Below are 13,671 nucleotides of genomic sequence, written 5' to 3' on the forward strand. Positions count from 1 at the left end.
AAATATCACACAAATTATATACCTGCTTTTTTATTATTAAACACTACATTTACATTAAATTATAATTTTAACTACTATAAAACATAAACATTCAAATTTTTACTATCACGTTGCATTAAAAATGCACTCATGACGACGTACTTAATAATTTATTTCATGAATCTATCAAACTATTTACTATAGCCATTTTGATTTAGTACAAGTTAAAATTAAAAAATGATAAAAAACCCCACACATACTGCATTATATAACACAGTTGACAATATAATTCTGTATACTATATAGTAATTAGTGTATTCTTGCACAGAATATATATTATATATAAAACATATATAATATATATTACAGCGATCATAAGTATTAAATCTTAATTAAATTAACTAAAATTCAAAATACTATTGATAGTATTCTCTCAAAAATGCAATTTCCAAATAAATAATCACAAAATCATAAAAAAAAAATTTGTTTAAATTTATTTAATTAATTTGCGATAAATTTTTTGACACATACAATTTTATACAATTAAAATATCTAACAACCTAAGATCCTTAGTTTTTAATTTTCTATTTTCTACTTATATTAATATTACATAATTAATGTAAACTATTTAATAACAAAAATATCAAAGACCATCATATTCCTAACACTAATCAGAATATACACAAAATATAAATTTATAACTACTTCATTATATTTCTCATAATTGGACTGACAGCATGAAAAGATCCAAATACTAAAATGCAATCATCAAATGATGCATCTAATACAGCTTGATTCCAAGCATCTAATATATTACTAAATATTTGAACATTACAATGCAACAAACAATCAAATAATTCTACAGAACTTGCAGAAAACGGGACATTTAAATCAGAACAATACCAGACATCAACCAAATGACTTAAACAATATATGGTACCTTGAATATCCTTATTTTTTAACATTCCTATGACCATTCTCACTTTACCTGTCCTTCTTTTAAGAAGGCCAGGTAATCGTTTAGTTAAATAATTAGCAGCATGAGGATTATGCCCTACATCTAATATTGCAATCGGTCTGCGAGTAACTATTTGAAAACGTCCTGGCAACGTAGCTACTTGCAACCCATAGCTTATTGCTGTTTTATCCACCAAAAAAGGTAACCAATATAATACACTTAACGCTGTAGCGGCATTTTCTATTGGAATTATAGGTAACGGTAAATCATATAATAATTTATAATCATTAGAGCACTCCCACCAAATCCACTTATTTCCATAAACACGAAAATTCCAGTCCCTCCCACGCGCAAACAACATTGCTCCACAATATTGCGCCATTTTGCGCGCAACCACCGGAAAACAACTTTCCCCAATTACTGCTGGTTTGTTAAAACGAAAAATACCGGATTTTTCCTGCGCAATCATATCACGGTTTATACCTAAAAAATCAGTATGATCTATTGCAAAATTAGTAATCACAGAAATATCAGGGTTGACAATATTTGTAGCATCTAATCTACCGCCTAATCCAACTTCAAGAATTACTACATCTAATTTAGCTCGCTTAAATATATACAAAGCAGACAAAGTAATAAATTCAAAATAAGTTAATGCAATATGATGACGTACGGACTCTATAACAGATAATGCTTCAATATGAATACTATCTGGAAGCTCTCTTCCACACACTCGAATCCGTTCATTATAAGAAAGTAGATGAGGAGAAGTATATAAACCAACCGTATTATTATTATTTAATAAAATAGTTTCTAATAAACAACATGTGGTGCCCTTACCATTTGTACCTCCAACTAGTATAACATACTCTGCAGGATGCATTAAACCAAGATTAGTAGCTATTTTTCGTACCCTATCGAGATTTAAATCAATTAATACATGACTTAAAGATTCAATATAATGCAGCCATTTTCCCAGAGATGATCGCCCGGTGGGAGTATGAAAAATTTTATTCATATTTTACAACAATTTTAATTATTGTAGTATTTTATCATGGATATAAATTAATAAAAATATAGATATCTATTCAACACAATGTCTATAATCAACTTTTGGTATTGGTTGTTGAGTTAACTTGGCTAATAACCCTGCTACTTTAAATCGCAAATCTGGTCTACGTACAATTAGATCAATCGACCCCTTTTCCAACAAAAATTCACTACGTTGAAATCCCAACGGTAATTTTTCTCGAACTGTTTGCTCAATAATCCTAGGCCCAGCAAATCCTATAAGTGCTTTTGGCTCAGCAATATTCAGATCTCCTAACATAGCTAAACTAGCAGATACTCCTCCCATAGTAGGATTAGTTAAAACAGAAATATATGGTAAACATCGTTCATGTAAATTAGCTAAAGCGGCGCTAGTTCTCGCCATTTGCATTAAAGACATAAGAGCTTCTTGCATACGAGCGCCACCACTTGCAGTAAAACAAACTAACGGACACTTAATTTTTAAGGCTTGATTTACTGCATGCACAAAACGAGCTCCCACTACAGAAGACATCGATCCGCCAATAAAAGCGAATTCAAAAGAAGCAGCAACAATCTTCATGCCATATAAAGTACCCTGCATAACTATCAATGCATCTTTTTCTTTTGTTATTTTTTGTGCTGAAATTAAACGATCTTTATATCTTTTTGAATCTCTAAACTTTAAAACATCTTTGGGTTCAAATTCACTTCCTAATTCAGATGTACTTCCTTTATCTAAAAAAGAAAATAAACGTACCCTCGCTGCAATTCTCATATGATGATCGCATTTAGGACACACTTCTAAATTACGTTCTAACTCTTTTTTATATAACAATTGACCACAATTATCACACTTAGTCCACATTCCCTCTGGAATATCTATTTTTCTGGTAGGTATAATGGTGCTTTTATTAAAAATTCGTTCAATCCAACTCATTTTTAACCTTTAAATTTTTAACGAAATTAAGTATACTTAACATATATTCATATACTTTAAACATTAATAATTCCATGTTCACAAATTATTTATAAAAAATAAATCCATTATTAAAAATATAGCTTAATAAAACTACCGCCTCATTAATAGTAATACGGTATATCAAATATATATCATATATAATTATTTTCATATACATATTTTGAGAATATATAATAAAAATAATTCAATCGCATGAAGACATCTTATAAAAATGATTATAAACAAATAATTCATTTCTCATTAGAACACAGATTCACAGAAAGAAATATGTACAAATATGATAATAATGTAATACAAAATGAAAAATATTTATGCGCGCCACAGTTCTTCGATGAAAGAAGAAGGGATAGAAAAATCTGAAGGATATTTAACTTCCACCAAATATAGACCACTAGCTGGAGCTGTTACCCCAGCTAGTGATCTATTGCAATTTTCTAACAACTCTGCAATCCATGTTTCTGGTTGCTCCCCGCAACCAACTTTTACTAAACTACCTACAATATTTCGTACCATACGATACATAAAAGAGTTAGCTTTAATATCTATCACAATACATTGCCCTTTGCGTATGATACGTATATGATATAATTTTCTTCGTGTTGAATATGACTGACACCCTGCTGCACGAAACGAAGAGAAATCATTTTCTCCTAATAAATACTGAGCAGCATCACGCATTTTATTGATATCTAAATATTTTTTATAATGCCAAGTTTTTCTAAATAACAAAGCAGATCGTATGCAATTATTATTAATAATATAACAATAACGACGAGAAATGGCGCTAAATCGAGCATGAAAGTCTTTATTTACTAACCTAGCCCAGCGCACGCAAATACTTGACGGCAAATAACGATTCATACCCAACGTCCAAGCTGATTTTGAGCGCCAAGAATAAGTTTCAAAATGAACAACTTGTCCCAAAGCATGTACTCCAGAATCGGTTCTTCCCGCACAAAATACCGTTACTGATTCAGATGTTATTTTTTTTATAGCATTTTCTATATAACTCTGGATACTAGGCACATCTCTTTGTCTTTGCCAACCGCAGTACCAAGACCCATCGTATTCAATACCTAAAGCTAATTTCTGCATTACACTACAACTTTTATTAATTTATTATATGTGATGAATCTATATGAGATTAATACTGTTTACATGAGTTCCAATTAAATATAAAGATACATAACTGATATTTTATATTAAAAAAACAATACATACACATACAATACAATTTAATTAACTTCAAAGATAATGGAACCACAAAACACAATGGTTCATAATCTATATCTGCAATATAAAAATATCGTAAAATCAGCACGCAATAACTGTTAATAAAAAAATCAATAGACTACATTACATGGCATTCTGATTAACAAAAAATGCAAACTCTTATCTACTATATATAAAAGTAGATATACCTCACTCATAATAAATTGCACATAAAACACTTTTCAACATATACAAACAATAATCCTTAAAAAATGCTTGTATATAAAAAACTCTTTACCCTAAAAATACAGTTATAATTCACTCAATTACCCAATCACTCAATATGCACATTATAATACAAAAACTAGTAAACATGGACGCAATACAACACATATGCAAATATAATTTTACACACAACATATATTAAAACCCAACTTAGTTAATATTTCATTATTAGAATCTATGTATGTTTCTACGCGTAATGAAGACCACTCTCTACGAGCTAAATAATGTTTACGTATCTTATCAAATCCTCCTGATTTAGCAGCAAATCGTCTTAATATAACGTCATCATATTGTATATTATACACAAATTTAACCAATTTATGTAACAACATTTCATCGATTTCTTGCTGAACTCTTAAATAATAAATCACAGGAGAATCCAACGCAGATAAATTAATTACATTAAAAATATTAAAAAAATTACAATATGCATTATATATTTGTAGAATACTGCGTGTCTTGCTTTCAGTAGAGTATCCAGCAATATGAGGGGTCCCTATATCCGCATAAGATAAAAGAGGTAAAGATAATTCTGGCTCTGTTTCCCATACATCCAATATCACGTTTAATTTTTTACCGTTTTCTAAAACTTTTAGTAAGGCATTATTATCTATTACAGAACCTCGGCAAGTATTAATTAAAACACGATTAGAAGGCAACGCCTCTAACACATCAATATCAACCATATGCCATGTAGGATAATCTCCATAATAAATTAAAGGAGTGTGAAAAGTTAAAATATCTGCTTCAGCAACTAATGTTTCAAAAGACTTCCAAGGTTTACTTGAGTTTATTTTTTCTAATGGCGGATCGCACAACAAAGTATGTATACCGAAGTTACGTAATCTCTCATTCAACAAACTACCAATATGTCCTACTCCCACAATTCCAACAATTTTGTCACGCAAAAAGAATCTACCACGCTGCGCCAGCCAAAGTAATGCTGAAAAAACATATTCTACTACTGCTACAGCATTGTTTCCTGGAGCATAAACAAAATTAATTCCATATTTTTTTAAATAATTTTGGTCAATATGATCAACTCCAGCGGTTGCAGTACCCACAAATTTTACGGAACTATCATCTAATAATAGTTTATTGACTTTTGTCACTGAACGTACTATCAAAATATCAATATCTCTTACATCTTTAGCAGAAATGCCACGCCCTTCACAAATTGTCACTGTGTTATGTAAACCAAATAATTTAAAAATATGTGGTATATTTTTATCAGCCAAAATTCTCAAATTAACACTCCAAACAAATTACTATATGTAAAGATTAAAATAATCATAATAACCACTCACCACGATTGCATGATTTCGTCATACCCGATCATACAAGTACAATATCGGTTTAAACCTCAATGCCCTGAATATACACATTTAAAACTAAACATTGTATTTTATGCGTATAAAATACAATGTACGACACTAAAAACCTTATATAACCAAAATATTAACAAAACATTCAGGAATATTTACTCATAATTAATGTAGCGTTTGTCCCCCCGAACCCAAAACTATTAGTCATGGCTGTTTTCAATTTACGATAAACAGGATTATTAATAACAATTCTCATATTTTTCATATATGGATCTAAATGATCAATATTAATACTCGGAGCGATAAAATTATGTTTTAACATTAATAAAGTAAAAATAGTTTCATGAACTCCAGCGGCACCTAATGAATGCCCAGTCATTGACTTAGTAGAAGAAAAAGAAGGATGTTGATCACCAAAAATTTCACGGATAGCCCAAATTTCTTTAATATCACCTATTTGAGTTGATGTACCGTGCACATTAAGATAATCTATCGAACCGCCAACATTTCTTAATGCCATTTTCATACATCGAATTGCTCCTTCTCCAGAAGGAGCAACCATATCACATCCATCAGACGTAGCTCCATACCCAACAATTTCTGCATAAATATAAGCTCCACGACTTAAAGCATGCGTTAACTCCTCTATTACAACTATCCCTCCGCCTCCCGCAATTACGAATCCATCTCTATTAATGTCATAAGGACGAGATGCTCTCTCTGGTGTCATATTATACTTCGTAGATAATGCACCCATAGCATCAAATTCACAAGCCATTTCCCAACATAATTCCTCTCCGCCTCCAGCAAAAATAATAGATTGTTTTCCTGATTGAATTAATTCAACCGCATTTCCGATACAATGTGTAGATGTAGAACAAGCGGAACTGATAGAATAACTGACCCCTCGAATTTTAAAAGAAGTAGCCAAACATGCTGATACGCCTGAAGCCATAGATTTAGTTACCATATAAGGACCCACTCCTCTCAAACCACGCAAACGCATTCCATTAGATCCAGAAACTTGATTACGTGGAGATCCCCCCCCAGACCCGACAATCAATCCTGTTTGATCATTAGAAACCATACCTGTAGATAATCCAGAATCTATTATGGCCTGTTCCATAGATAAATAAGCATAAATAGATGCATCGCTCATAAAACGAGCAATCTTACGATCAATTAATCCTGATGTATTCAGTTTAATATTACCCCAAACATGACTGCGCATGCCAGATTCTTTTAATTCTTGAGAAAAAGTGACTCCAGATCTACCATTTTTTAAAGAAACCAAAACTTCATTCTGATTATTTCCAATACTTGATATAATCCCTAAACCAGTGATAACAGCGCGTTTCATTTTTTTTATATACCTCATGATAATAATGTTTTGCAATACCAAAATCGTACTAAACCTTAAACATATCTACTTAAAATGTTAAATCGTACGGTAAAAATTATTAACATAAGAAAGAACTCAATAATTTAAAAAACAAATCATTACTTATATAAATATTTTAAAAGAATATTCTACTGATCTTCAGGACATATCCCCTTAAATTGTAATCCAACATACAAAATTGTATTATTTTGCGATTTAATAATTATTTATACCGTTATAATATATGACAGTATCAAGCGCATACCAATATAATTATATATAATGTGATTTAATCATCAAAGTATACTGTTTCAAAATAAATAGCACTACATCTCATAGCACAAAAAAATCGTAACACATTTATGAAAAATATAAACACAACAATTATAGCTCACTACAAACATAAACATATATTTACAATTGGTAGTGATTTAAAATCAAAATGTTGTATTAATTACAAAACATATTCAATGCAATTGAATTGCATATGCTTAACTTAGTTAGTGTAATAAATTACAATCAACATATAACTACAACAAAGTACAAAATCATATATAAAATATCTATATATACAATCAATAAACACGAATACATAATTATATGATATCCATACTCATGATATACATTTATTCAACTATCTAATAACACCAATATCCTCATATGTACATGTCTGCACATAAATTACAAAAATATAATACTTTAATTTTTAATTATAAAACAAATTACACTTTCAAATACAATAACTTTATAAGATCTATATATGAATATAATCACAGGAATTACAATCTATGAAAAACGCAACTAAGGAAAAACTGACAGAAATTAATACTATATTAGACATATTACGCTGGAGTAGCAGTCAATTTAATGCTAACCCAATTTTTTATGGGCATGGTACTGATAATTTTTGGGACGAAACATTACATTTAATACTACCTAGTTTATATTTACCTATAAATATTCCAACCCAAATATACCAAGCTCATTTAACCTCAAGAGAGCGCTCTAAAATAATCCAGTTAGTTAACTATCGCATCAATAAACGCATACCAGTCCCTTACTTAACTTATCAAGCATGGTTTTGTGGTCTAAAGTTTTATGTAGATAAACGAGTGTTTATTCCTCGCTCTCCAATTGGAGAGCTAATTACATCATGTTTTAATGATCTATTACCCTATTACCCATATCGTATTCTTGATGTAGGTACTGGCAGCGGATGTATCGCTATTGCAATTGCTACAATTTACTCAAAATCTGAAATAGATGCAGTAGATATTTCTATCGATGCATTAAAAGTAGCTGAACATAATATAAAACTATATAATTTAGAACATCGTGTTTTCCCTATTCATTCCGATTTATTTAGCAATTTGCCGCAATTAAAATACGATTTAATCATAACTAACCCTCCTTATGTAAAGAATTCGGATATATATAAATTACCGAAAGAATTTCATTATGAACCTGTGATATCATTATCTGCAGATAATGATGGATTAAAGATAATTCAAAAAATATTAATGAACGTTATACATCATTTAAATAAAAATGGAACTTTAATATGCGAAGTAGGCAGCACTAAAATGGCATTAATAGAGCGTTATCCAAATATACCATTTCGTTGGTTGCGTCTTTCTAACGGAGGAGAAGGTGTATTTATGTTAACTTATAAGCAATTATTATCTTTTAACAACACTGAATAATCAACAATTAAGGAAATTTTAATAATGGCTGGTAATAGTATTGGGCAATTTTTTAGAGTTACAACATTTGGAGAATCACATGGATCTGCATTAGGTGGTATTATTGATGGAGTACCCCCAAGTCTTCCTTTAACAGAAAAAGATCTACAATACGACCTAGATCGTAGACGCCCGGGTTCTTCTCGCTATACTAGTCAGCGATCAGAATTAGATACGGTAGAAATTTTATCTGGTGTCTTTAATGGAAAAACAACGGGCACTAGTATAGGATTAATCATTAAAAATACTGATCATCGACCTCAAGATTACGAAAAAATAAAAAATCTATACCGACCTGGGCATGCTGATTATACTTATGAAAAAAAATACGGCTTTAGAGATTACCGCGGCGGAGGACGTTCTTCAGCACGTGAAACAGCAGTACGTGTAGCAGCAGGAGCTGTTGCTAAAAAATATCTGTTTAATAAAAAAAATATAAAAATTCGTGGATTCTTAGCACAAATGGGCGATGTTCATTGTAATTTAAAAGATTGGCGGCAAGTCAATAACAATCCATTCTTTTGTCCTGATCTTGAAAAATTAACCGCATTAGATACATTAATAAATAATTTACAAAAATCTGGAGACTCTATTGGCGCAAAAATAACAGTAATAGCAGAAAATATACCAATTGGTTTAGGTGAACCTGTATTCGATCGACTTGATGCTGATTTAGCTCATGCATTGATGAGTATTAATGCAGTGAAAGGAGTAGAAATTGGAGATGGATTTTCAGTTATTACTAAACATGGTAGCGAACATCGAGACGAAATGACATTAGATGGATTTAACAGCAATAATTCAGGAGGAATATTAGGCGGAATTAGCAATGGTCAACCAATAATCATGCATATAGCCATTAAACCAACCTCAAGCATAACAGTACCAGGGAAAACCATTACACGTGAAAATGAAGAAACACAGGTCGTTACTATAGGACGACATGATCCTTGCATAGGAATTAGAGTAGTACCTATAGCAGAAGCTATGGTCGCCATTGTTGTAATGGATCATCTACTTAGACAACGCGCACAATGTGAAAAATATAATAATAATCCAAACTAAATATAGGATTAAACTAAAAAAAATAAATACATGTATGTATAACTCAAAACCACGATCAATATCTTTACAATTATCCATGCAAAATCAAATCATAAGTAGATATAATGTCATGTATATTAAATCAATAAAATTATTTTTTAACAAATTGTACATTTTAAAACAGTTCTATACCATGTATATCTTTTTTATATATAAAGACATCTATCATTTTACAGTATCCAAAAAACGCCAAATAACATATATAAATGTATGTTTATTAGAATGTAATAATAACAATTTGAATATATGATCAACAAGTCTTCGTAGTTAAAAGGATATAACGAGCCTCTCCTAAAGGCTAATTACAGGTTCGATTCCTGTCGAAGACACACAGTAGTTATATAAGCATATTTAACTCGACATTAAATACACTTAAAATACATGTACAATACAGTACCATGTACAATCTTGTTTCTATTAAATTTACAACTTTAAAATAGACATTTCCATGCCCTAATTGCCTATTAAATACAACAATACATAATAGTAAGATATATTTATGTGATAAACACATAAATATAAACAATTATAAAAATTAAATAATTAATAATTATCTATTTTTTCTAAAATAGAGACAAAATAATTTATAAATAATGTTTACTTCTACATATAAATCTATAATAAATTTTATTTAATTAAATTAAAACAAATTTTAATAATAACGCAAACATACATAGTGAACCACGACGCGATAAAACAGAAAATTTTTAAAGCAATCACCTATATAATGTATTGATTTATCAAATAATAATGCCAATTAATAAATATATATTCAAAATTATTACCACTATTGTTATTAACCAACCAATCAATTTAATCCATAAAGAATTCACTAATTCATTCATTAATTTAACATTTCCAGTGAATACTAACAACGGTATTAACGCAAGTGCAATTCCAAAACTAAGTAGTACTTGACTCATTATTAAAATACGTGTGGAATCAATTCCAAAAGAAATAACTATAAATGACGGCAGCATGGTAATAACACGACGCAACAACAAAGGAATATGAAAACGAACAAATCCTTGCATGACCACTTGACCCGCCAAAGTACCTACTACTGTTGAAGATAATCCAGCTGCTGTTAAACTTAAACCGAAAACTATAGCAGCAGTATGATTTAACAAAGGAGACAATGTTAAATAAGCTTCATCTAAATTAGAAATGCCAGTATATCCACCATAATGAAACACCGCTGCTGCAGTAGCCATCATAGATAGATTTACAAAGCCAGCAATAGTCATTGCGATTGCGACATCCAATTTCGTAGAAGAATATCGCTCCGATCTACTTGCGGTTATACTCTTATCCTGAGTAAGAGAAGAATGTAAATAAATAACATGTGGCATAATTGTAGCACCTAACACCCCTGCTGACAAAAAAACTGCTTCTCTATTTGGAAGTATTGGAAGTAACATGCTCATACCTAACATAATAAATTTAGGTTTCGAATAAAAAAGTTCAATAACATAAGCAATTGCAACAAAAAATAATAAACCTCCCACAACAAATTCTAATGGTTTTTTTCCGTATCTTTGTAAAGTTAAAATTAAAAAAGTAATCAAACCCGTTAATAATGCACCTTGTAATAAGGGTATACCAAGCAATATTTTAAATCCAATAGCAGCTCCAATAAATTCTGCTAAGTCTGTAGCCATAGCAATAATTTCAGCTTGAATCCAATACATCCATACCACTGATCTTGGAAATTGATCTCGAATATGTTCTGCCAAATTTTTACCAGTAGCAATACCTAATTTTGCAGAAAGTAATTGAATTAGCATAGCCATTATATTTGCCCATACTACAACCCACAGTAACTGATAACCAAAAGTAGCTCCAGCTTGTATATTAGTTGCAAAATTCCCAGGATCGATATACCCAATAGCAGCTATAAAAGCAGGACCAAGCAACGCGAATTTGATTTTTCTTCTAGAACGATGTTCCGTCACTGAATCTTGCTCATTTAGCATACTGATAATCCTTATAGAATCATCTTATTCGAGCTTATTTTATATACATTAAATAAAGTAATTGTACTATAATGGGTATATAATTAGAGATCGAATTTGAAGATCTAATTTCACTATAGATAGTTACGTTTTGAATACAAATAAGTATAGCATAGGCTAACTTTTTAAATTATATTTTTTTTAAATCCATTAATTATCTTGTAACAACTATGATGCTATAACGTACAAATAGAGTTTTTAATGAATTACAAGATGTACAAATAAATTTATTGAATTTCTGTTGTATATAGAATAATACAAATAATTTCTGCGCAATATTGCTGGAGTAAAAATTGTGTCTCGCATTTTTCATTTTTTCTTAGGATTTACTACGATAGTAATTCTGTCACTGATTGTCAGTAGTAATCCAAAAAAAATTCGTGTACGCTTTATTTTTCAAGTATTAATAATAGAAATTTTATTTGGATATTTTATTTTACATTCCCAATTAGGATCAAATTCCATACGAAAATTATGTACTTTGTTCGATACACTATTAATTTTTGCATCAGAAGGAACAAACTTTATCTTTGGAGGAATGCACGCACAGGGATTAGCTACTTTTTTCTTAAACATACTTTGTCCAATAATTTTTATTTCCGCGCTAATTGGTATTTTAAAATATACTCATATATTAGTATTTTCTATTCGAATAATTGGAACTATTTTATCCAAAATTAATGGCATGGGAAAGTTAGAATCTTTTAATGCTGTTAGTTCATTGATCTTAGGGCAATCTGAAAATTTTATAGTATATAAAAATATTATAGGAAAAATACCTGCACCACGAATGTATACCATGGCAGCAACTGCCATGTCTACAGTGTCTCTTTCCATAATTGGTGCTTATATGACCATGCTAGCTCCAAAATATGTTGTAGCGGCATTAATATTAAATATGTTTAGTGCTTTTATCATATTATCATTACTGAATCCTTATGTAGTAGATAAAGAAAAAGATATAGACATCACCGATTTTTACATCAATAATCAAAATATTTTTGAAATTATAGGAGAATATATTTTAATTGGATTCAAAATAGCTGTTACTGTTGCTGCAATGTTGATAGGGTTTATCGCTCTCATTTCTGCTCTTAATTTCACATTTAAAATATTATTTAATACATCTTTACAAGAAATTTTAGGATATATTTTTTTTCCTTGCGCTTGGATTATGGGTATACCTACTGATGAAATACTACCAGTCAGCAGTATTATGGCAACTAAATTAATTTCTAATGAATTTATTGCAATTATAAACCTACAAAACATTTCTAGTGATTTATCGCCTCAAGCTGTAGGAATAACATCAGTTTTCTTGGTTTCATTTTCTAATTTCTCATCTATTGGTATTATTGCAGGTGCTATTAAAGGACTTAATAAAACACAAGGTAATATGATTTCACAACATCTCGGATTTAAACTAATATATAGCTCCACACTCATCAATATGCTATCTGCTTCAATAGTTGGTTTACTTATATGATGATTATTGCTAACTATTAAATGATAAATCAAGATATTTAATATTATTTAGAGATAAAAACTTCTAATAATCTAGATTGCATACAGCAAATAATTTTTTTATTAATACAATCAAAATAAATCTCATAAAACAAAAAATAAAAACACACATACATTAATATTATGTGATTTAAA

At 30.0% G+C, this 13,671-nt stretch carries 9 protein-coding genes and 1 tRNA gene; 4 read left to right on the forward strand and 6 right to left on the reverse strand.

Features of this window, described 5'->3' with window-relative positions; all coding sequences use genetic code 11:
* Positions 1 to 680: 680 nt before the first annotated feature.
* From folC to fabB, 5 genes are all read right to left on the reverse strand, one after another.
* A complete protein-coding gene (gene folC / locus BCHRO640_RS02535) occupies positions 681 to 1,955 on the reverse strand; it encodes a bifunctional tetrahydrofolate synthase/dihydrofolate synthase (protein ID WP_015344740.1) in 1,275 nt (424 codons plus the stop codon).
* 66 nt (positions 1,956 to 2,021) lie between these two features.
* Positions 2,022 to 2,906, reverse strand: coding sequence for an acetyl-CoA carboxylase, carboxyltransferase subunit beta (gene accD, locus BCHRO640_RS02540; protein WP_015344741.1), 885 nt, complete (start codon positions 2,904 to 2,906; stop codon positions 2,022 to 2,024).
* Positions 2,907 to 3,257: 351 nt separating this feature from the next.
* On the reverse strand, positions 3,258 to 4,043 hold the full coding sequence (gene truA, locus BCHRO640_RS02545; protein ID WP_015344742.1) for a tRNA pseudouridine(38-40) synthase TruA: 786 nt from the start codon (positions 4,041 to 4,043) through the stop codon (positions 3,258 to 3,260).
* 524 nt (positions 4,044 to 4,567) lie between these two features.
* Positions 4,568 to 5,692, reverse strand: coding sequence for a 4-phosphoerythronate dehydrogenase (locus BCHRO640_RS02550; protein WP_015344743.1), 1,125 nt, complete (start codon positions 5,690 to 5,692; stop codon positions 4,568 to 4,570).
* A 223-nt stretch (positions 5,693 to 5,915) separates the two neighbouring features.
* Positions 5,916 to 7,130, reverse strand: a complete 1,215-nt coding sequence (fabB, locus tag BCHRO640_RS02555; RefSeq protein ID WP_015344744.1) for a beta-ketoacyl-ACP synthase I — start codon at positions 7,128 to 7,130, stop codon at positions 5,916 to 5,918.
* An 809-nt stretch (positions 7,131 to 7,939) separates the two neighbouring features.
* On the opposite strand from fabB, the gene prmB reads away from it, so the two are divergent.
* From prmB to BCHRO640_RS02570, 3 genes are all read left to right on the forward strand, one after another.
* Positions 7,940 to 8,854 carry a 50S ribosomal protein L3 N(5)-glutamine methyltransferase gene (gene prmB / locus BCHRO640_RS02560; RefSeq protein ID WP_015344745.1) on the forward strand — a complete coding sequence of 305 codons (915 nt, stop codon included), beginning with the start codon at positions 7,940 to 7,942 and terminating at the stop codon, positions 8,852 to 8,854.
* Between the two features lie 24 nt (positions 8,855 to 8,878).
* Positions 8,879 to 9,958 carry a chorismate synthase gene (aroC, locus tag BCHRO640_RS02565; RefSeq protein WP_015344746.1) on the forward strand — a complete coding sequence of 360 codons (1,080 nt, stop codon included), beginning with the start codon at positions 8,879 to 8,881 and terminating at the stop codon, positions 9,956 to 9,958.
* A 296-nt stretch (positions 9,959 to 10,254) separates the two neighbouring features.
* Positions 10,255 to 10,326: transfer RNA gene (locus tag BCHRO640_RS02570), tRNA-Arg, on the forward strand.
* A gap of 411 nt (positions 10,327 to 10,737) precedes the next feature.
* Here the strand turns inward: BCHRO640_RS02570 and BCHRO640_RS02575 are convergent.
* Positions 10,738 to 11,973, reverse strand: a complete 1,236-nt coding sequence (locus BCHRO640_RS02575) for an Nramp family divalent metal transporter (RefSeq protein ID WP_015344747.1) — start codon at positions 11,971 to 11,973, stop codon at positions 10,738 to 10,740.
* A gap of 334 nt (positions 11,974 to 12,307) precedes the next feature.
* Here BCHRO640_RS02575 and BCHRO640_RS02580 point away from each other — a divergent pair, with 334 nt between their 5' ends.
* Positions 12,308 to 13,498 carry a NupC/NupG family nucleoside CNT transporter gene (locus BCHRO640_RS02580; RefSeq protein ID WP_015344748.1) on the forward strand — a complete coding sequence of 397 codons (1,191 nt, stop codon included), beginning with the start codon at positions 12,308 to 12,310 and terminating at the stop codon, positions 13,496 to 13,498.
* Positions 13,499 to 13,671: the final 173 nt, after the last annotated feature.

The sequence above is a fragment of the Candidatus Blochmanniella chromaiodes str. 640 genome (assembly GCF_000331065.1).
GTDB classification, from domain to species: Bacteria; Pseudomonadota; Gammaproteobacteria; order Enterobacterales; family Enterobacteriaceae; genus Blochmanniella; species Blochmanniella pennsylvanica.

Coding starts and splice junctions, on each gene's coding strand:
- folC (WP_015344740.1), bottom strand. CDS start 1,955: ATGAATAAAATTTTTCATACTCCCACCGGGCGATCATCTCTGGGAAAA.
- aroC (WP_015344746.1), top strand. CDS start 8,879: ATGGCTGGTAATAGTATTGGGCAATTTTTTAGAGTTACAACATTTGGA.
- truA (WP_015344742.1), bottom strand. CDS start 4,043: ATGCAGAAATTAGCTTTAGGTATTGAATACGATGGGTCTTGGTACTGC.
- fabB (WP_015344744.1), bottom strand. CDS start 7,130: ATGAAACGCGCTGTTATCACTGGTTTAGGGATTATATCAAGTATTGGA.
- accD (WP_015344741.1), bottom strand. CDS start 2,906: ATGAGTTGGATTGAACGAATTTTTAATAAAAGCACCATTATACCTACC.
- prmB (WP_015344745.1), top strand. CDS start 7,940: ATGAAAAACGCAACTAAGGAAAAACTGACAGAAATTAATACTATATTA.
- BCHRO640_RS02575 (WP_015344747.1), bottom strand. CDS start 11,973: ATGCTAAATGAGCAAGATTCAGTGACGGAACATCGTTCTAGAAGAAAA.